This window comes from Thermocaproicibacter melissae (assembly GCF_024498295.1).
GTDB lineage: Bacteria > Bacillota > Clostridia > Oscillospirales > Acutalibacteraceae > Thermocaproicibacter > Thermocaproicibacter melissae.
Map to the genome: position 1 here is coordinate 1,758,404 of NZ_CP101827.1, position 19,324 is coordinate 1,777,727.

The window sequence follows — 19,324 nt, forward strand, 5'->3', positions numbered from 1 at the left end:
GATATAATATTTTATATAATAAAATATAGAATTCGGTTGGGCGGCTGCTGCCGCTTCAAGAAGTTACTCCTTGGGTGGGGAGTCCGTTTGGGCTCCCCACTTTTATTCTTTTTTGGAGGATGAGTATGGAAAAAATATTGTTGAATCTGGCACTGATTTTAGTTACTACAAAACTCGGAGGGCTGTTGAGCCGAAAAGTAAAAATGCCGGAAGTGCTCGGCGCCCTTTTGGCAGGCGTTATCATCGGACCGGTCTGCCTGAACCTCGTCAGCTATGACAGCGACATCAAGCTCCTCGCAAATCTTGGCGTAATCTTCCTGATGTTTCTGGCCGGTCTTGAAACCGACCTCGAACAGTTCAAAAAAGCCGGCAAATCTTCGTTTATGATTGCGCTGTTTGGAATTCTTGTTCCGCTGATTTTAGGTACTCTAAGTGCCTTTCTGTTCTACGACAACGTGATTGAGAACCTCTTCATCGGCATTATCCTCACGGCCACAAGCGTAAGCATCACCGTGGAGACGCTGACCGAACTCGGCAAACTGAACACGACAGCCGGAATCAACATCCTCGGTGCCGCCGTGATTGACGACATTCTCGGAATCATTCTCGTGTCGGCGCTGCTTTCCGCAAACAACAGCAGCGATGGGGGCTCCCTTGTGCGGAGTCTTGTTGGTATCCTTCTGTTCTGCGCAGTCGGAATTCTCGCAATTCTATTCGCGCCGAAGCTGATGGAACGGTTTCAGGACAGAATCCACCCTGGCCATACATACTTTACGATTGCCCTTGCCGCTGTGCTTGTGATTGCATTTCTAGCCGAGGGCCTTGGTATTGCGGCCATTACGGGCGCCTACCTCTGCGGGCTGCTGCTTTCGCAGTTCCCGCACAAGCAGTACCTCCAGAAAAATGTGAAAGCGATTTCTTCCGGTTTTCTCTCCCCCATATTCTTTGCGAGCGTAGGGCTTGAGGCCAGCCTGAACGGATTCAGCATGCGCGAGGTGCTGATTACCTTTATTATGTTCGTGATTGCGGTAATCGGGAAAGTCCTTGGCTGCGGGGCTGGGGCGCGCATCTTCAAAATCAGCAAACGGGAATCGCTTCAAATCGGCGTGGGAATGGTCTCCCGCGGCGAAGTTGCAATCATCACCGCAAACATCGGCCTTCAGGCGAAAATCATCTCGCAGGAGGTTTTTATTCCCACAATTCTGGTTGTTCTACTGACTACAATCATCACTCCGATTCTGCTGAAACTCACCTTTACGCACCGCAGAATGCGCATGGTTGACAGCGAAAATTGACCTACTCATGAATATTTCACACAGGTCATGTTTCCAGAAAGCACAAAAGCGGCTGCCCGAATTCGGGCAGCCGCTCATTTTTTCTAGAAAGAATTAGTGTTGTTCCATTTCATCGAAGAATCTCTCGTGAATCATGCTGACCGCTCTGTCTGCATCTTTGCGGTCAATCAAAACCGAAATCTTGATTTCGCTCGTAGCAATCATCTGAATGTTGATGTTGGCGTCATAAAGTGCCTCAAACATCTTGGCGGCAGTTCCGGGGTGTGATTCCATACCTGCGCCGACGATGGACACCTTGGCGACGTTTTCGTCATAAACAATCGAATTGGCGCCAATCTGCTCCAGATAGTCGGAAAGCAGGTCAACCGTTGTCTTGAGGTTCGCGCGGCTCACGGTGAAGCTGATATCTTTCGTTCCGTTTCTACCGACAGACTGAAGAATAATATCGACATTGATGTTTTTCGCTGCAAGCTTTGAGAAAATCTTGAATGCAAGGCCCGGGCGGTCCGGTACACCGATAATTGAAACGCGGGCAACATCCTCATCTTTTGCAACGCCGCTAATCAGCATTTCTTCCATTTTTACTGCCTCCTTGACAATCGTTCCCGGTTTTCTGGTCAAGCTTGAAAGCACTTCTAGCTCTATGCCATATTTCTTTGCCATTTCAACAGAGCGATTATTCAGTACCTGCGCACCGAGCGACGCAAGCTCAAGCATTTCATCGTAGGAAATTTCACTCAGTTTCCGCGCATTCTTCACTTTCCGCGGATCGGCAGTAAACACGCCCTCAACATCGGTGTAAATCTGGCACAAATCGGCATGCATGGCGGCGGCAAGTGCCACAGCACTCGTGTCGGAGCCTCCGCGCCCAAGCGTCGTCATGTCATCGTAGCGGTTGATGCCCTGAAAGCCCGTAACAACAACGATGTTCTTCTTATCAAGTTCTTTGCGGATGCGGTCCGGCTCTATGCGCTTAATGCGGGCGCTGCCGTAAGCCGAACTTGTGATAAACCCGGCCTGCCATCCGAGCAGAGAAATCACGGGGTAACCGAGCTTTTCAATCGCCATGGCAAGCAGGGCAGCAGACATTTGTTCGCCTGCCGTCAAAAGCATATCCATTTCACGCTTGGAAGCATCTTCGTTGATTTCTTTCGCCTTTGCGATAAGATCATCGGTCGTATCTCCCTGCGCGGAAACGACTACAATGACCTTGTTTCCCGCTTCGTAGGTGCGGGTAACGATATCCGCCACATTGAACAGACGATCCTTGTCCGCGACGGAACTGCCTCCGAATTTTTGAACAATCAAGGCCATATATGTTCCATCCTCCATCTATTTCTGTGATTTAGCGCCACTCACTCTGTGAAGATCTGTGCACCGTTGGGGTCAGCAGTAAGCGTTTCAATTTTCCAGCCATTAATTCCTTTTTCCTTCAAGCGGGATTTGGCCAGAGCGGAAAAGCGCTCCGCCTCATTGGAAGATACCATGGATATGATGGTTGGGCCTGCACCGCTGACATATGTACCGAGTGAACCAAGCTCATAACTCATGCGGAATACATCGTCGAGATGCTCAATGAGGCCTGAACGGTACGGCTGGTGAATCTTATCCTGCACAGCCACCCGCAGATTTTCAAGTTTACCGGAAAAAAGAGATGCCGTCATAAGCGCAGAACGGGAAAGATTGTAGACCGCATCGTCGCGCGAATACTGCTGTGGCAAAACAGAACGCGCTTTTTCCGTTTTGAGTTCAAACGGCGGAATGAACAGCACAAAGCGAATCTTCTCGGAAACGGGGACACTGACGCTGTAAACGCGCCCGGCCTCCATTGCGGAAGCAACCAAACCGCCTTCAATGGCCGGAGTGGTATTGTCCGGGTGACCTTCGATTTCCGCCGCAAGGTCGGTCAGTTCCTTCTGGCTCAAAGGGCTGCCGAGCATTCGGTTGGCGCCGAGAATACCGGCCACGATGCAAGCGGAGCTGCTTCCAAGCCCGCGTGCCATCGGAATATTGTTTAACTGGATGATTTTCAAACCGGGGAGCTTATGCCCGCATCTTTCATAAAGGCTCTTAGCGGCCCAATAGATGAGGTTTGTTTCATCCTTCGGAATTGGAACATCGTCTTTGCTTGTGATGCTAATGGTGTCGGATTCTTCCATCCAGACTTGGTTATAAAGATTCAGCGCAATGCCCAGCGAATCAAAGCCCGAACCCAGATTGGCGCTGGTTGCGGGAACCTGAATGCGTATCATGATAACATCCCCAAACTTACAGATCGCCGATGCGGATTGTGTTCAGAATTTCCACACCGGATTCGGACAAACGTGCAATTCTCTCCACAATGTCTTTTTCTTTCATGACAGGAGTGACAAATGCCGCTTCTCCCGGTTCCGCGTGTTTGCGGGTTATCTGCTCCGCTGTTCCGAACAGTTCCTTCACCTTGCCGGAAACGTCGCTTTCCGATTTCAGGCAAATATACATGGCTGTTTCGTTTTCGAGGTAATCCTCCACATAATCGGGAGCACCATCGTCCCAATACAGATATTTTCTCGCCTTGAAATGCTTGACACAGTCGATGACGTCCGCTACAACCGCACTTGCCGTAGGAAGCTTTCCGGCACCCTTTCCGTAAAACACAACGTCTCCGGTGGAGTCGCCGCGGACCATGATGCCGTTGAACACATCATCGACGTTTGCAAGCTGGCTTTCACGCGGAAGGAACATCGGGCAAACAATAATCTGCACTTTTCCACTTGGGACGCGCTTTACCATTCCGATGAGCTTTACGACACCGCCCCAGGCTGCGGCATATTCAACATCGCGCAGAGTAATCTTTGTAATCCCCTCGGTATGCACCTGCTCGGGGTAAACGTGCTTGCCGTAAGCAAGAGACGCAAGGATACAGATTTTGCGGCACGCGTCGGCGCCCTCAATATCCGCGGCGGGATTGCGTTCCGCATAGCCGAGCTTCTGTGCAAGCGCAAGCGCTTCGTCAAAGCCCATCTTCTCGCGAATCATTTTTGTGAGAATGAAATTGGTCGTGCCGTTCAAAATACCGGCGATCTCAACCACTTCGTTTGCAGCCAAGCACTGGCTGATCGGGCGGATAATCGGAATTCCGCCTCCGACACTCGCTTCAAACAAGAAGTTGAGGTTGTTCCGCTGTGCAATTTTTAGAAGCTCTGCGCCTTTTGCCGCCACGAGCTCCTTGTTGGAGGTTACGACGCTCTTGCCGTTCTCCAGGCACATTTTCACATAATCGTATGCCGGGTGGAGTCCGCCCATAACTTCCACAACAATCCGCACTTCGGGATCATTGAGAATGGTATCGAACGACTTGATGAACTTGCTTTCAAACGGGCTTCCCGGGAAATCACGAAGATCCAGAATGTATTTTATGTTAATCTGCTCTTTGGCACGCACAGCAATGCTGTCTGCGTGTTTTGTCAGCACTTCAACGACACCCGAACCAACCGTGCCGTAACCCATAACTGCTATTTGAACCATACAAGCACCCCTTGTTGTCCATTTCCCACAACATTTGCCAATGATTTTGCACTTTAACAGTTTAACATGATTTCAGTTCGGATTCAACTGTGTTACTCGCCAAAAAACGCAGCACTATTGCTCAGTTTCATGTGCTGCTTGGTTCCTCCTGTTTTGCGGGATGTGGTTGAGCTGCTGCTACTGCTGCTATCGTCATTATTACTACTACTAAAGTCGCTGCTCGTTTCCTGAGAATCCGCTGAAGAAGGATTGCTCTCGGGAGGAACAAAGGAAGAAGCAGGAGCCGGTGTGGACATCGGGCTGCTGACCTCGCTGGAAACAACAGCCGAACTCGGGCTTGAGGAACCGTCACCGGTGCAAAGCCCCGGCATGCTGTTTTTGTCATACCATCCTGTTCCGATTTCCAGACATTGGCCGGGAACTGCCAGCAGCCCCGTCTTTTTGCAGAAGGTGGCGGAAACCACACTGGAATCAAACTGGAATGTCTTTTTCGCCTTGCCGGAAAGGTACTCGGTCATAATGTTTTTCCAAATTCGTTTTGCGGCATTGGCATCTTTAATCTCGGAAGGATTTAGGTAGCCGGTCCATACGCCGGCGACAGCATACGGGGTGCCGCCCACGAACCAGCTGTCCTTGTTGCTGTCGGTTGTACCGGTCTTGCCAAAGGTCTGCCAGCCGCTGATATTTGCTGATTTACCGGTACCGGATGTCATAACGTGATTCAGCAGCTTGTTCATGACTGTGGCGGCGGAAGGCGAAATCGCCTGCGTAAAGGTAACATTGCGGTTATCCATGCCTTCGATGACGTTCCCGTCGTGGTCGGTCACGTAATAGTACGTGTATGGCTTATAGTATTTACCGCCGTTTCCGAAAATTTGATACGCCGCGGTCATCTCTCGAACCGTGACACCGTGCGTCAAACCGCCGATACCCGAAGCGAGGTTGTAATCTCCGTTTTCAATGCTGGTAAAATCGAGTTTTTTGCGCATAAAATCGAGGCCGATCTTCGGCGTGAGCTGTTTGTAAAGGGAAATGGCCGCTGCGTTGTATGACTGCTCAAGGGCATATTCCACTGTAATCATGCCATGATAATCGTGGTCTGCGCTGTCCCAGTTTTTCGGGCCGGGCTTGCCTTTTCCGAAGTAATCCGGCTGCGGCTCGTCGTTGATAAGGCTTGAATAATTCACAATGCCGGAATTAATGGCCGGTGCATAGATTGCTAAAGGCTTAATGGAAGAACCGGGCTGCCTCTTTGCGTCTGTTGCAAGGTTAAACAGGCGGTTCTGAGTTTTTGTTCCGCGGGCACCTTCCACTGCGAGGACTCGGCCTTTGTAATCCATTGCCACAAAACCGGCCTGCAGCTTTAAATCCGACTGTGAAAAAAGCTTCTTGCTGGTAAAGACATCATCAGCCGCCTTTTGCATCTCCACGTTCATCGCAGAATAAATGTGCAGGCCGCCGCGATAAATGAGGTCGATAGCGTGTTCGGCGGAACAGTTGTAGGCCTTCATGAGGCCTTCCTTTACATCGTTGAACAGAGTCTCGGTGTACCAGTTCCAAACTTCGTTTTCGTCGATGACTTCTTCCTTTTTCTTGCCGACGAACTGCATATGATTAGACTCCGCCATGGCACTCTTGTACTCGCTTTCCGTGATTTTCTTCTGCTCGTACATTTCGGTGAGCACCGTCTGCTGGCGTTTCCTGTTTGCCTCCGGATGGAGCAAAGGATTATAAGCGGTTGGGTTCCGCGTAATTCCTGCGATTGCTGCGCATTGGGCAAGGTCGCAATCCTTAATACTTTTGCCGAAATAGAGATTTGCCGCCGCCTCAACGCCGTTGCATCCGCTGCCAAAGTTTACGACGTTCAGGTAGGCCGTTAATATTTCATCTTTCGAGTACTTTTTCTCAAGGTTGATTGCGCGGAAAATCTCTTTGACTTTCCTCGTAATGCTGACGTCGTCCTCACCGGTCAGGTTTTTAATGAGCTGCTGGGTGATGGTCGAACCGCCATAACCGCTGCCACTGTTGGTAAGGTGAAGAAGACTTGCCGCCGCACCGATTGTACGCTTCCAGTCCACGCCTTTATGATCATTGAAGCGCTTATCCTCAATCGCAATAATGGCGTTCTTCATATTGGCCGGGATTTTATCGGAATCCACCCAGACACGGTTCTCTGTGCTGTAAAGGCTTTGGTATTTTACCGGCTTGGTGGGATCGTCATTTTCGCCGTTCACATAGATAAACGAAGTGTAGTTCAGTTGCAGCTTCTGAAGGTCGAGGTCTACGGACGAGTTCCTCATGCTGAGCACGTATGAAGTTATGGTAACCACAACAATTACCGCAGCAATGACACAAATGACAAAAAAGGTGAGAAGGCCCTTCAAAAGCATATGAACAATCGACTTGCCTGTCGAAATTCTATCACCCTGAACCATGACCGGGCCGGCGTATTGATTGATATCGGTTTTTCTCATGGAGTACCGCCTTTCCGTTTGACAAATGCCAATTATGGTGAATAATTTGGAATATTTTACAAATTATAAAGATTGAGGTGATGGGCTGTTGAAAAAAATAAATATCTTATTGTATAGTATTGCCGCAGCCGCAATCTGCACAATCATATATGTGAAAGCCGGCAACACACTCAGCCTCGAAAACCGGCAATACAATTCGTCAACACCTGGAAACAGTATGTCAAGTTATTTTACCTCAAAAGCGCCTTCAAGTCAAGAAAACGAGAGCATCGCGCCGGCATCGGAAAGCAGCGCCGACGTCTACATTGTAAAAGCTTATAAAGGGCACATTGCTGTCTTTCACGGCGATGATCCGAACCCGATTGAAGAAATCAATACCGATGTGTCGATCCTTCCGAAAGAGGACCAAAACGTGTTGGAAAAGGGAAAGGTTCTCTACTCAATTGCCGAAGTGAAGAAACTTATGGAAGACTATGACAGTTAAAATCGGAAAAGATCAAAAAGCGCCGCCCCATCTATGATGGAACGGCGCTTTTGTCTTGTTAATGCTTTTTCTTCTTAGATTTTGACTTTTTCTTTTGGCCGCCGGTGGTTTTCGCCTTCGGAGCAGCCGATTTGGAAGAAGTGCTCGTCTGAGGCTTCTGTGCAGGAAGCTCCTCTGCCTTTCCAGCCGGTTTTTCAACTGCCTTTTCCCCGCCTTTGGAGGCATTTGCTGCCGCAAGCTTCTTCGCCTTGTGGTTCTCCCACATGACGTAAAGAGGTCCGGCTATGCAGATAGAAGAATAGCAGCCCGTAACAATACCGACCATCATCGGCAGGGCAAACGAAGTAACACTTGGGAGATTATACACCAAGCCAACAACATAAACCGTTGTAATTGACACAAACGTGCAGGCAGCCGTATAGATCGAACGGGTAAGGGTCTGGTTGATGCTGGTGTTGACTAACGCAGCATACCCGGCCTTGAGGCCCATCAGCCTGCGGTTCTCGCGGATACGGTCATAAATAACGATGGTGTCGTTCAGAGAATAACCCAGAATGGTAAGAACAACAGCAATGAAGTTGTCGTTCAGCGGGATGCCTGCAATGATAAACGTAAAGTAAACCATCACGACATCGTGCAGCAGCGCTACAATGCCGAAGAAACCAGCCGCACTGCCGCCGATCTTGCGGAAACGGAACGCAACGTAGATATCGAGCAGAAGGAATGTGATGATGACTGCAACAATGCACTTCTGGAAGAAGCTCGTACCCATAGTCGGGTCAACCGAGTTTGAAGAGTTAAGTTTGAAGTTTGCCTTCGGGTAAAGCGATTGCAGCGTTGAGAGCAAAGTTTTTTGGTCATCAACCGAAAGCGCCTCGTTGCCGGCAAAAGTGAGCGTTACATTGTTCTGCGTTTTGTCACTGTCCGCAGACTTCACATTCATGTTCGTCGCAACAGAGACATCACGTTTGATTGCACTTTCGACAGCCTGTTCGATTTTGTTAGGTTCGACATCGCCTGTGTAAGAATACTTAATCATGGCACCGCCTTTGAACTGAACGTCAAGCTGTGTGCCAAAGATGATGTTAAAGATGAGGCCCACCAGCATGATGCCGATGGATATGCCAAAATAAATTTTTCTGTTTTCGTAGAAACGGATATGGAATGTTTTCATGCTTCAGAACCTCCGTTCATTAAAGCTTCACGGGATTCTGAAGGCCCGCCGTACAGCCATTTCTTGCGTGCAAAGCTGAACGCTGAAAGAGATCTGGTCATCAAGCGGGTGGTAACAACGCCAAACACGAAGTTACCCACAATACCGATCAGCAGCGTGTAGCCGAACGAATAGATGGAACCGGTCGTAGAGGGACCGAACATGAACGAGAGAATGTTCTGCGGGCCAAAGACCAGCATCAAAATCACAGCCACGATGATGACCGTGATGTTGCCGTCGAAAATTGCGGAAAAGCTGTTGTCGTCGCCTTTTGTAATAGCGCTATCAAGCGTTTTGCCCATCCACAGCTCTTCCTTGATGCGGGTTGCCGTAATGATGTTCGCGTCGACGCCCATGCCGATGGAAAGGATGATACCAGCAATACCGGGGAGCGTCAGCGTAAAGCTGTTTACAAACGGGAAGAAACCGGAAACTGCCGCAAAGGACAAAGCAATCTGCCCAAGCAGGGAAATGATTGCCACAAAACCCGGCAGGCGGAAAACAATTAGCATGAACAACGCAACAAGCGAAAATGCAATAATGCCTGCAACGAGCATTGCCCTGAGCGAAGATTGGCCGAGCGTCGGGCTGATGGTATTGGAGTTGGTGACCGTCAGCTTAAACGGAAGGGCACCTGCATTAATCTTATTGGCAAGCGAGGAAGCCTCAGCAGCCGTAAAGCCTTTGGAACCGCCCTCAATCTCACATTCGCCGTTGGTGATTACCTGATTGACCTTCGGCCAAGAAATCATCGTGTCGTCCATCCAGATGGAGATGATCTGGTCTTTGAGCCTTTTGGTAGCTTCCGCGAATTTCTTCGCGCCATCCGAGCTGAGTTTCAGGGTAACCACATAAGTCGAAGTTCCGGTTGTCGGGTTTGTCGTAATTTGCGGCTCAGCCTTTACAATATCACTTCCCTGAAGAATAATCGTGGAAGCGGTCTTCCCCTTTGGAGTCTTGTATATCGGTTCACCGTCGGAACCGGTTGTTTCGGTTGTATATTCCATGCCTTCACGGAAAGTGACCTGCGCCGTTGCGGCAAGTTCTTCAATCGATTTCTCAGGATCAAAGTCCTTTTCGTCCGTTTTCCATGGGAAACGGACAATAATCCGGCTGTGGTTGTAGTCTTTGTAGAGTTCGTAGTCGGTAATGTTTTCAAGAACCAAACGCTGTTCAATGATTGATTCTGCAGCATCCATCTGCGCATTTGTCGGCTTCGTAGATGTTGCCGGTGCAAAGGTTGCTTCTACGCCGCCGTGAATGTCAATTCCCCATCTAATATCGTTGACACCTTTGATATAGGTGACCGTATTATCCCCATTTTTTCCTTTGATACCGAAAATAGAGGCGTAAGTAAAAAATAGGATGAGGAGGGCAACGATGAAGAACACAGGTTTTTTAGCTCGCTTCATTCGGAAATCCCCCAATGTAGTGGTGTTCTGCGAAAAATGCAGACGTACAAGCCTAATTATATTGTGAATGGCCTAAAAAGTCAATCGTTTCGGGAATAACTTTGTCCATATTGCACGCAAGAATTGCAATCTGTGCTTTAGCAAACAAAATGGCTGTTTCGCAGTTCAGAAACTCTCTGCGGAACAGCCGTATAGAAAGCAATTGTTTTTAGGCGAGCAGCTTTTCGACTGCTGCCAGCTGAACGGAAATGCAGAACAATTCCATGGCCTGCTCCAATTCCGAAATCGGAGGGAAGGTCGGTGCCACGCGGATATTGGAATCCTGCGGATCCTTGCCATAGGGGAAAGTCGCTCCGGCATCCGTCAGCTTGACGCCTGCTTCGGCGCACAGCTGAACGACGCGCTTTGCACAGCCCGGCAGGACATCAACGCTGATGAAATAGCCGCCGTTCGGCTTCGACCATGTAGCCACGCCCTTGCCGGAAAGCTCCTTTTCGAGCTTAGACAGAACCGTATGGAACTTGGGTTCAAGCAAGGCACGGTGTTTCGCCATCTGCGCTTTGACCCCGTTGAAATCTTTCAGGAAGTAAAGATGACGCAGCTCATTCAGCTTGTCAGGGCCAATCGTCTGGAATGAGTTGCGGCGGCGCAGCTGCTTATAGTTCTCGTCCCCACAGGCCATTGCGGCAATGCCGGCACCCGGGAACGTGATTTTGCTGGTCGAAGCAAAGAAGAATACATTTTCCAGCGTTCCAGCCTTCTTACATTCGTCCCAGAGGCTGAGCAGATGGTCCGGGGTATCCGTAAGGTCATGGACACAGTAGGCGTTATCCCAGAAAATGCGGAAATCCTTTGCGGCCGGTTTCAAGTTTGCGATGCGGCGCACGGTTTCATCGGAATATGTAATTCCGGTGGGATTGGAATACTTCGGTACGCACCACATTCCTTTCACCGTGGGATCCTTGACGTACTCCTCGACTTCGTCCATGTCCGGGCCTTCCGGCGTCATCTTTACCGTGATGAGCTCAAAGCCAAAATACTCCGTCACAGCAAAATGACGGTCATATCCCGGCGACGGGCAAAGAAACTTCAGGTGGTCCTGTCGGCCCCACGGTTCACATCCGCCGAAACCTTTCGTCATCCCGAGGGAAACGGTGTCGAACATCATATTCAGGCTGGAGTTGCCTCCGAGTATCACATGGTCCGCATCAACGTCCATCATCTGTGCAAAAATGGTTCGGAGTTCCGGTAGGCCATTCGGCAAACCGTAATTTCGACAATCTTCACCCGTTGAGGCGTGCAAATTGGAATCCGAAGTGAGAATATTCAGCATCTCCTCGGAAAGACGAAGCTGGTCCGTTCCGGGTTTTCCGCGAGCCATATTGAGGTTCAGTTTTTTCGCCTGAAAGTCGCGATAACGTTCTTGCAGAGATTGTTTCTTTTTCTCAAGCTCCGTTTTGGGCAATGATGTGAAATCCACCGAAAGAGCATCTCCTTTGAGTTGCAAAATAAATTAACACGTAATTCATATTTTACTCGCAGAAGTGCAGTTTTGCAAGCGGATTTTCAAATTTATGCATTTGTTCAAAAATTTCTTTCAGTTTTGCCCCTCTTTGAACGTTTGGAATATCTTATTTTATTTTATATATGTAGCAAGTTCCTTGTCGACTTTCTGGATATGATTGATGAGCCAATTCATCAGGAAGAAGTTGGTATCCGAGATATTCGCGATATTTGCGCCGTTTTCGTCGAGGCTCTTTTTCAGGTCAGCAACCTTCGCCTTGAAATATTCATGCATTTCCTTGTGCTCCGCGCATTTCGGGTATCCCGAGCTGCGCTGGAGACGTTCTTCGTCGGAAAAATGCTTGATGGTATACTCCTCGAGGAATGCAACCGTCTTTACAATTTCAGCACGGCCCTGCCCCTTGTTGCAGGCATCGAGGAGCTGGTCAATCCTCGAGCAGAGCTCCTTGTGCTCGCTGTCAATCAGCGGTACTCCTATTTTCAGCCCATCATTCCACATCAATGTTAAGACTCCCTTTCTTTTTTATGATGTGTATTAGAATTCCGCAGAACCTGTCGTTCTCGGGAACGGCAGGACATCGCGGATATTTGAGATGCCGGTTAGATACATGACAAGGCGTTCAAATCCAAGGCCGAAGCCGGCATGTTTCGGGCCGCCGTAACGACGCAGGTCGAGGTACCAGCGGTAATTTTCTTCATTCATTCCAAGCTCGGCCATGCGCTTTTGCAGCAGTTCCAGACGTTCTTCGCGCTGGCTACCGCCGATGATTTCGCCGATTCCCGGCACAAGGCAGTCCACAGCGGCGACCGTCTTGCCGTCGTCGTTCTGGCGCATATAGAACGCCTTAATTTCCTTCGGATAGTCGGTGACAAACACCGGCCCGCCGAAAATCTGCTCGGTGAGGTATTTTTCGTGCTCGGTCTGGAGATCGGAGCCCCAAGAAACGGGGTACTCAAACTTGGCGTTGTTCTTCTCCAACAGCTTAACTGCTTCGGTGTACGGAACACGAACAAATTCGGAGGAGACAAGATGGTTCAGGCGCTCCAAAAGACCGTTGTCCACAAATTTGTTGAAGAATTCAAGGTCATCAGGGCAGCGCTCCATCACAGCACGGATGACATACTTCATCATATCCTCGGCAAGCGCCATGTCATCGTTCAGGTCGGCAAACGCCATCTCCGGCTCAATCATCCAAAACTCCGCCGCGTGGCGCTGCGTGTAGGATTTCTCGGCGCGGAAAGTCGGGCCGAACGTGTAAACATTGCCGTAAGCCATCGCCATGCACTCAGCTTCCAACTGCCCGGAAACCGTCAGCGAGGTATGCTTGCCGAAGAAGTCCTGCGTGAAATCGGTCTTGCCGTCTTCCGTTTTGGGAAGATTGTCAAGGTCGAACGAGGTGACGGTGAACATCTCGCCCGCGCCCTCGCAGTCGCTTCCGGTGATGAGCGGCGTATGCACATAGACAAAGCCGCGCTCCTGGAAAAAGCGGTGAATTTCATAAGCGGCTGCCGAACGCACGCGGAAAGCGGCTCCGCAGAGGTTCGTGCGCGCGCGCAAATGAGCGACCGAGCGAAGGTATTCGACTGTATGGCGCTTTTTCTGCAGCGGGTAATCCGGCGTGGATGCGCCTTCTACGTTGATCGAATCGGCATGGATTTCAAAAGGCTGTTTTGCCTGCGGCGTTAACAGCACGCTTCCGGTAACGGAAATAGCCGTGCCGACGTTCATCTTGGCAACTTCCTTAAAATTCGGCAGTTTGCCGTCTTCAAAAACAATCTGTATCCCCTTGAAGCAGCTTCCATCGTTCAGGTCAATAAATCCGAATGTTTTAGAAGAACGCACGGAGCGAATCCACCCACAGACGGTAACGGTTTTGCCACCGAATTGCTCCGGCGCCGCGTGGATGGCAGAAATCTGAGTTCTTGTCAATTATTTCATCCCCAAAACAATAATTATTTCTAATTTCGTTTATTTTACCTCATTTATGACCGTTTTACAACCATTCAAAAGATTTTTAGGAAATTCTGATTTTCTGAAATCTAGGGCTTGATTTTTTCGCTCACCTTGGTTATAATTATAGAGCTCCTCGATAGAGGAACAATAATATTGCCAGTTGGAGAGGTATTCTAATTGGTAAGGAGCTACATTGGAAATGTAGTGCACCGAAAGGTGTTGCGTGTTCGAGTCACGTCCTCTCCGCCAAAGAAAAAGGCACCCGTTTTCGGGTGCCTTTTTCATTTTCGCAGCGCATGAAACAAATTTTAAGCCTCATACGCAATTCAGCTTCTCACATTGTGAGGAGCCTTTTTATGCCTTTCCGCATATCTGCCTCAGCCGATGAATAGGATTAATTGCGGCTGTGCCGTTTCATAGCCTGCCTGCAAGAAGCAGAACCCAAATTTTTAAGAAAGCTGGCTGAGGTTATGTACTCCGTATAACACATCAGGTGGAAACCGCTGATCATCTTCCTCGCCGTCACGCTGGGCACCGGCACACTTGCCAATTTGCTGACGCAGGGGAGCATGGAAACCTACCAGCAGTTTCAAAAACCGCCGCTGTCTCCGCCTGCAATCGTATTCCCTATTGTGTGGACAATTCTGTTCATCCTGATGGGCATTTCCGCCTATCAGATTTATGTATCGGACTTGGACTGCCGCCGACCCGCCCTGATTGTTTTCGGCGTACAGCTTGCATTCAATTTCCTGTGGTCGATTTTCTTCTTCAATCTGCGCGCATACCTGTTCGCTTTTCTCTGGCTGATTCTTCTCTGGGCACTCGTGCTTGCGATGATTCTTCTGTTTTACCGCTGCCGTCGAAGTGCGGCGCTACTGCAAATTCCCTATCTGCTGTGGGTAACCTTTGCGGTTTACCTGAGCTATTCCGTGTGGATGCTGAACCGCTGAACAACGGCCCTCTCACATGCCGCAAGGCATCTGGGAGGGCCGACTCTTTATTGTGCATATTTCAGGGAGTACCGCACATAATAGCAAAAAACGGAAAAGGAGATTGCTAAATGGGAGTTGTTTCCACCTGCACAGATCAATATCAAACCTGCATTGACCAGTGCAACCGGTGTGCTCAAGCGTGCCATGAGTGCATCATGCTCTGCCTGAAAGAACCGGATGTGGCTGCCAGAAAAGACCACATTGCGATGATGATGGACTGCACCAGCCTCTGCAAAGAAGCCGCCTGCCTGATGTCATCGAATTCCAAACATGTAAAGGAAATCTGCCAGTTGTGCGCAACAGTCTGCGATGAATGTTCAACCGGCTGCGCACAGTTCAAAGACGACCACTGCCAGAAATGCGCGGCCGAATGTAAAAAATGCGCTGATCTCTGCCGTTCCATGTAACGCTTGTTGCCTTTCGGGGAATTGAAAAAGCCGCTGCAGCCTTTTGTAGACTGCAGCGGCCTATTGTTTTATTAATTAAGGAACGATGGTAAGCTCTTTTGAGTAGCTGTTGAGAACTTCGCAGCCCGTCTCGGTAACAAGGACAAGGTCCTCAATGCGGACGCCGAGTTCTCCCTCGAGGTAAATGCCGGGCTCAATGGAAAAAATCATACCCGGGCGAACCTCGTTTCGGTTGGAAGCGGAAACGTCCTCCCCTTCATGAACCTCAAGCCCGATGGAATGGCCAAGACGGTGCGTAAAGGCTTCGCCGTAGCCCTCTTTGGTGATGAGGTCTCTCGCGGCCGCATCAATGTCGCAGAACCGCACGCCCGGCTTAATCATCGCTTCGGCGGCCTCATTGGCGCGCTTCACAATGTCATACACCTGTTTGGCGTGGTCAGAGGCACTGCGGTAAAAGAAGGTGCGCGTCATATCGGAGCAATAGCCGTCTTTGCGGCAACCCACGTCAATCAGCACGCAGTCGCCTTCGTGCAGAGGCGTATTATCCGGCGCATGGTGTCCCAAAGCGGCGTTTTTGCCGAATGCGACAAGCGGCTCGAACGAATAACCCTGCGCGCCGTTTTTCCGGTAGATTTTCAGCATGGATTCCGCGAGGGACAATTCCGTAATGCCCGGGCGGATACCTGCGAAAAATTCCGCCATGGAAGCGTCGTTGATGCGAGTTGCTTCCTTCATCAGCGCTATCTCTGTCTCGTCCTTGCAGGAACGCACTGCGCCTACGCAGTCGGAGGCGAGCACATAACCCGTTGCGGCTTTGCGGTCAATGAGCGGCAGCAAAAAGCGCGCCGCAAAGTTGCGGTCGATACCGAGCGGCTGGGTATGGTCGATGCCGTCAAATAGAAGGCCAATGGAATCATCGGAATCCGAAAAACGGATTTTCTCTGCTCCGAGGTCTTCCGGGACGGTGAAAAGGTTATTGATATAGATTTTGCGCACACCGCTGCGGTTGAGGTAAAGGGCAAGCAGCCTCTCACCGGGGTCAATCAGGCGCCCGGTAAGGAAGAAAATATCCGACGGGCTGCTAATAAGAATCTGGGAAAGGCCCTTCGCCTCCATATTTTGCAAAACGCGGCTGACACGTCTTTCATTCATCGTACCGATTACGCTTCCTTTTTGGCATCGTCCGGCATGCCGTTCTCATACAGCTTGCACGCAACATGATGGTTCGGGGCTACTTCTCTTAACATGCAATCGAAGGTCTCACAACCATCCATTCGCTTGAAGCAGCGGGAGCAGAATCTGCAGCCCTCCGGCGGATCAATCGGGCTAGGCACATCGCCTTCCAGAACAATACGCTTTTTGCGCTTGTTGGGGTCGATGGACGGAATGGCCGAGAGAAGGGCCTGCGTGTACGGATTGAGCGGATTATGATACAGTTCGTTCTTCGGCGCAATTTCCATCAGCTTGCCGAGGTACATAACGCCCACTCGGTCGCTGATATGTTTCACGACATTGAGGCCGTGTGCGATAAACAGGTATGTTAGGTTGAATTCTTCCTTCAATTCATCAAGGAGGTTCAACACCTGCGCCTGAATGGAAACGTCAAGAGCGGAAACAGGCTCATCGCAGACAATCAGCTTCGGCTCAACTGCAAGGGCGCGTGCAATGCCGACACGCTGACGCTGGCCGCCGGAAAATTCATACGGGTAGCGGTTGCGGTAGGCGCTGGAAAGTCCAACATAATTGAGCAGCTGCTCCACGCGCTTCTCCACTTCGTTTCTGGGGCGCAGCTTGTTAATGATAATCGGCTCAGCGATAATGTCGCCGATTGTCATGCGCGGATTCAAAGAAGCGTACGGGTCTTGGAAAATCAGTTGAATGTCTTTGCAGTATTTTCTGCGTTCCTTTTTGGGAAGCGCAGTGAGATCGGTTCCTTCAAAGATAATCTTGCCGCTGGTAGGCTGGTAAAGGTCCACAATCATTTTGCCGATTGTACTCTTGCCGCAGCCTGATTCACCGACAAGGCCAAATGCTTCGCCCTTCTTAATCTGGAACGAAACATCGTCGACAGCCTTCAAAATGGAAGTAGGTTTCCCGAAAAAGCTCTTCTCCACAACGAAGTACTTTTTCAGGTGCTGGACATCAAGTAAAACTTCTTCGCTCATTTTGTCTCCTCCCCGCTTTCATACAGGAAACACCGCACCATGTGATCTCCGACCTGGCGGAGCTCCGGTTTTTTCTTGCGGCAGATTTCCATGCAGCGGTCACAGCGGTCGCTGAACGGGCATCCCTGCGGCATATGGAGCGGGTTCGGAACCATGCCCTTAATCATGTAGAGTGGTTCCTTGCTTTCATCCTCAAGGCGCGGAATAGATTTCAGAAGTCCGAGCGTATAAGGATGCATCGGATTTGCAAACAATGACTTTACTTCTGCGCTTTCCACAATCTGACCGCAGTACATCACGATAACGCGGTCGGCTGCCTCGGCAACAACGCCGAGGTCATGCGTGATAAGCATGACGGACATATTAAATTTCTCGCGCATTTCGTAAAGGAGCTCCAGAATCTGAGCCTGAATGGTTACGTCAAGGGCCGTAGTAGGCTCGTCGGCAATCAACAGGTCAGGCTGGCAGGCAAGCGCCATGGCAATCATGACGCGCTGGCGCATACCGCCGCTCATCTCGTGCGGGTAATCGTATGCGCGCTCTTCCGGAGAAGGAATACCTACCGTGCGGAGCATTTCTATGGTGTGCTGGAGCGCTTCCTTCTTTGTCATTTTGCTGTTGTGCGTCAGGATGCTCTCCATGATTTGATCTTTAATGCGGTAAACCGGATTGAGGCTCGTCATCGGCTCCTGAAAAATCATGCTGATTTTGTCGCCTTTAATTGCGCGCATTTCACTCTCTGATTTTTTCAGCAGGTCTTCGCCTCGGTAGAGGATCTCACCGCCGGTTACTTTGCCGTTAGGCGGCAGAAGTCCCATGATGGAAAGCGAAGTAACACTCTTTCCGGAACCGGATTCACCGACAATTGCAAGAATCTCGCCTTCATTGACATGGAAGCTGAGGTTATTCACTGCACGAACGGTGCCGTGCTTTACCTTGAATTCCGTGGTAAGATTTTTAACTTCAAGCAACATAATTTCACGCCTCAATTCTGTCTGGATTTCGGGTCGAGAGCGTCGCGCAGGCCGTCACCGAGCAGATTGAACGCGAGAACGGACAGCGAAATGGCAAGGCCCGGGAAAATCATCGAATACGGGGCCATCAGGATGTAGTTACGCGCACGGCCGAGCATGTCGCCCCATTCGGCTGCCGGCGGCTGAACGCCGAGGCCGAGGAACCCAAGTGCCGAAGCATCCAGAATTGCTGAGGAAATACCGAGCGTAGCACGGACAATAATCGAAGACAAAACATTCGGAAGAATGTGATGGAAAACAATTCGTGAATCCTTGTTGCCGATTACCTTTGCCGCCTGAACATAGTCGTTCTGCTTTACGGAAAGAATTTCACCGCGGACAATGCGGGCATATTCCGGAATGGAAACAAGGCTGATGGCTATGATAGCTTTGTCAATACCCTGTCCAAGAGCAGCCATGAAGGCAATTGCCAGAAGAATGGACGGGATGGAAAGCATAATATCCATAATACGCATGATGAGCGTATCCACCCAGCCGCCGATGTAACCGGCGAGGGAACCCAGCAGGATGCCGAATGTCAGAGCAACGGCAACCGCAATGACGCCAACCGAGAGGCTGACGCGGGTTCCAATCATAATTCTGCTGAAAATATCTCTTCCCAACTGGTCAGTACCAAACCAATACTCCGAATTGGGGGAAACAAACGCTTTGGTAAGGTCTTGTTTATATGGGTCATGCGGAAGAATTCCCGGGAATATCGCCGTGACAATCGCAATGAGGACCAAAATACCGATGAAAACAAGGCTGACCATTGCCGCCTTGTTCTTTTTAAGGCTGTCCCACATTGATTTCCAGACGGATTCCGGTTTTTCCTGGAGCTCCGTTACTGAGGAGTTCTCCATGATTTCATTTGTCTCATCCAT

Annotated in this window: 17 protein-coding genes, 1 tRNA gene and 1 other annotated feature; of the genes, 5 read left to right on the forward strand and 13 right to left on the reverse strand. The window is 50.0% G+C overall.

Going from position 1 to position 19,324, the window contains the following annotated elements:
• Positions 1 to 34 precede the first annotated feature (34 nt).
• Positions 35 to 84 (forward strand) — a sequence feature (sodium ion sensor (DUF1646 type); this cis-regulatory element may regulate processes involved in with the transportation of sodium ions).
• 41 nt (positions 85 to 125) lie between these two features.
• Complete coding sequence (locus NOG13_RS08490; protein ID WP_283110127.1) at positions 126 to 1,295, forward strand: cation:proton antiporter; 1,170 nt, start codon at positions 126 to 128, stop codon at positions 1,293 to 1,295.
• 93 nt (positions 1,296 to 1,388) lie between these two features.
• Here NOG13_RS08490 and NOG13_RS08495 read toward each other — a convergent pair whose 3' ends face one another.
• The 4 genes from NOG13_RS08495 to NOG13_RS08510 form a co-directional block, all read right to left on the reverse strand.
• A complete protein-coding gene (locus tag NOG13_RS08495; protein ID WP_283110128.1) occupies positions 1,389 to 2,609 on the reverse strand; it encodes an aspartate kinase in 1,221 nt (406 codons plus the stop codon).
• Positions 2,610 to 2,650: 41 nt separating this feature from the next.
• Entirely contained in the window at positions 2,651 to 3,547 is an 897-nt protein-coding gene (thrB, locus tag NOG13_RS08500; protein WP_283110129.1) for a homoserine kinase, read from the reverse strand.
• Between the two features lie 16 nt (positions 3,548 to 3,563).
• Entirely contained in the window at positions 3,564 to 4,802 is a 1,239-nt protein-coding gene (locus NOG13_RS08505) for a homoserine dehydrogenase (protein ID WP_283110130.1), read from the reverse strand.
• 92 nt (positions 4,803 to 4,894) lie between these two features.
• Positions 4,895 to 7,276, reverse strand: a complete 2,382-nt coding sequence (locus NOG13_RS08510) for a transglycosylase domain-containing protein (RefSeq protein WP_283110131.1) — start codon at positions 7,274 to 7,276, stop codon at positions 4,895 to 4,897.
• Between the two features lie 88 nt (positions 7,277 to 7,364).
• Here NOG13_RS08510 and NOG13_RS08515 point away from each other — a divergent pair, with 88 nt between their 5' ends.
• On the forward strand, positions 7,365 to 7,760 hold the full coding sequence (locus NOG13_RS08515) for a hypothetical protein (protein ID WP_283110132.1): 396 nt from the start codon (positions 7,365 to 7,367) through the stop codon (positions 7,758 to 7,760).
• 58 nt (positions 7,761 to 7,818) lie between these two features.
• Here the strand turns inward: NOG13_RS08515 and secF are convergent, their stop codons facing one another.
• The 5 genes from secF to asnS all read right to left on the reverse strand — a co-directional run bounded on the left by secF (position 7,819) and on the right by asnS (position 13,839).
• A complete protein-coding gene (gene secF, locus NOG13_RS08520; RefSeq protein ID WP_283110133.1) occupies positions 7,819 to 8,934 on the reverse strand; it encodes a protein translocase subunit SecF in 1,116 nt (371 codons plus the stop codon).
• Positions 8,931 to 10,385, reverse strand: coding sequence for a preprotein translocase subunit SecD (locus tag NOG13_RS08525; RefSeq protein WP_283110134.1), 1,455 nt, complete (start codon positions 10,383 to 10,385; stop codon positions 8,931 to 8,933). The genes secF and NOG13_RS08525 overlap by 4 nt, the downstream gene beginning before the upstream one ends.
• Positions 10,386 to 10,593: 208 nt before the next feature.
• Complete coding sequence (locus tag NOG13_RS08530) at positions 10,594 to 11,865, reverse strand: aspartate aminotransferase type Ic (RefSeq protein WP_283110135.1); 1,272 nt, start codon at positions 11,863 to 11,865, stop codon at positions 10,594 to 10,596.
• Between the two features lie 156 nt (positions 11,866 to 12,021).
• A complete protein-coding gene (locus NOG13_RS08535; protein ID WP_283111184.1) occupies positions 12,022 to 12,408 on the reverse strand; it encodes a bacteriohemerythrin in 387 nt (128 codons plus the stop codon).
• Between the two features lie 36 nt (positions 12,409 to 12,444).
• Complete coding sequence (asnS, locus tag NOG13_RS08540) at positions 12,445 to 13,839, reverse strand: asparagine--tRNA ligase (protein ID WP_283110136.1); 1,395 nt, start codon at positions 13,837 to 13,839, stop codon at positions 12,445 to 12,447.
• Between the two features lie 186 nt (positions 13,840 to 14,025).
• Between asnS and NOG13_RS08545 the strand changes: the two genes are divergently transcribed.
• From NOG13_RS08545 to NOG13_RS08555, 3 genes are all read left to right on the forward strand, one after another.
• A tRNA-Ser gene (locus NOG13_RS08545) sits at positions 14,026 to 14,112 on the forward strand.
• A gap of 278 nt (positions 14,113 to 14,390) precedes the next feature.
• Positions 14,391 to 14,813 carry a TspO/MBR family protein gene (locus NOG13_RS08550; RefSeq protein ID WP_283111185.1) on the forward strand — a complete coding sequence of 141 codons (423 nt, stop codon included), beginning with the start codon at positions 14,391 to 14,393 and terminating at the stop codon, positions 14,811 to 14,813.
• Positions 14,814 to 14,923: 110 nt separating this feature from the next.
• The gene (locus NOG13_RS08555) at positions 14,924 to 15,262 is read left to right on the forward strand and encodes a four-helix bundle copper-binding protein (protein WP_283110137.1); all 339 of its coding nucleotides are present in this window, start codon (positions 14,924 to 14,926) and stop codon (positions 15,260 to 15,262) included.
• Between the two features lie 75 nt (positions 15,263 to 15,337).
• Here NOG13_RS08555 and NOG13_RS08560 read toward each other — a convergent pair whose 3' ends face one another.
• The 4 genes from NOG13_RS08560 to nikC are packed head-to-tail and all read right to left on the reverse strand — an operon-like array spanning position 15,338 to position 19,324.
• Complete coding sequence (locus NOG13_RS08560; protein WP_283110138.1) at positions 15,338 to 16,414, reverse strand: M24 family metallopeptidase; 1,077 nt, start codon at positions 16,412 to 16,414, stop codon at positions 15,338 to 15,340.
• Between the two features lie 8 nt (positions 16,415 to 16,422).
• Positions 16,423 to 17,427 (reverse strand): ABC transporter ATP-binding protein, encoded by a 1,005-nt coding sequence (locus NOG13_RS08565; protein WP_283110139.1) that lies wholly within the window; start codon positions 17,425 to 17,427, stop codon positions 16,423 to 16,425.
• Positions 17,424 to 18,401, reverse strand: a complete 978-nt coding sequence (locus NOG13_RS08570) for an ABC transporter ATP-binding protein (protein ID WP_283110140.1) — start codon at positions 18,399 to 18,401, stop codon at positions 17,424 to 17,426. Before NOG13_RS08570 ends, NOG13_RS08565 begins: the two co-directional genes overlap by 4 nt.
• An 11-nt stretch (positions 18,402 to 18,412) precedes the next feature.
• Complete coding sequence (nikC, locus tag NOG13_RS08575) at positions 18,413 to 19,324, reverse strand: nickel transporter permease (protein ID WP_283110141.1); 912 nt, start codon at positions 19,322 to 19,324, stop codon at positions 18,413 to 18,415.

Excerpts from the sequence above, each read along its gene's own strand:
- NOG13_RS08535 (WP_283111184.1), bottom strand. The coding sequence starts at position 12,408 with ATGTGGAATGATGGGCTGAAAATAGGAGTACCGCTGATTGACAGCGAG.
- nikC (WP_283110141.1), bottom strand. The coding sequence starts at position 19,324 with ATGGATGAGACAAATGAAATCATGGAGAACTCCTCAGTAACGGAGCTC.
- thrB (WP_283110129.1), bottom strand. The coding sequence starts at position 3,547 with ATGATACGCATTCAGGTTCCCGCAACCAGCGCCAATCTGGGTTCGGGC.
- NOG13_RS08560 (WP_283110138.1), bottom strand. The coding sequence starts at position 16,414 with ATGAATGAAAGACGTGTCAGCCGCGTTTTGCAAAATATGGAGGCGAAG.
- NOG13_RS08510 (WP_283110131.1), bottom strand. The coding sequence starts at position 7,276 with ATGAGAAAAACCGATATCAATCAATACGCCGGCCCGGTCATGGTTCAG.
- NOG13_RS08490 (WP_283110127.1), top strand. The coding sequence starts at position 126 with ATGGAAAAAATATTGTTGAATCTGGCACTGATTTTAGTTACTACAAAA.
- NOG13_RS08505 (WP_283110130.1), bottom strand. The coding sequence starts at position 4,802 with ATGGTTCAAATAGCAGTTATGGGTTACGGCACGGTTGGTTCGGGTGTC.
- NOG13_RS08495 (WP_283110128.1), bottom strand. The coding sequence starts at position 2,609 with ATGGCCTTGATTGTTCAAAAATTCGGAGGCAGTTCCGTCGCGGACAAG.
- NOG13_RS08525 (WP_283110134.1), bottom strand. The coding sequence starts at position 10,385 with ATGAAGCGAGCTAAAAAACCTGTGTTCTTCATCGTTGCCCTCCTCATC.
- NOG13_RS08565 (WP_283110139.1), bottom strand. The coding sequence starts at position 17,427 with ATGAGCGAAGAAGTTTTACTTGATGTCCAGCACCTGAAAAAGTACTTC.
- NOG13_RS08555 (WP_283110137.1), top strand. The coding sequence starts at position 14,924 with ATGGGAGTTGTTTCCACCTGCACAGATCAATATCAAACCTGCATTGAC.
- NOG13_RS08570 (WP_283110140.1), bottom strand. The coding sequence starts at position 18,401 with ATGTTGCTTGAAGTTAAAAATCTTACCACGGAATTCAAGGTAAAGCAC.
- secF (WP_283110133.1), bottom strand. The coding sequence starts at position 8,934 with ATGAAAACATTCCATATCCGTTTCTACGAAAACAGAAAAATTTATTTT.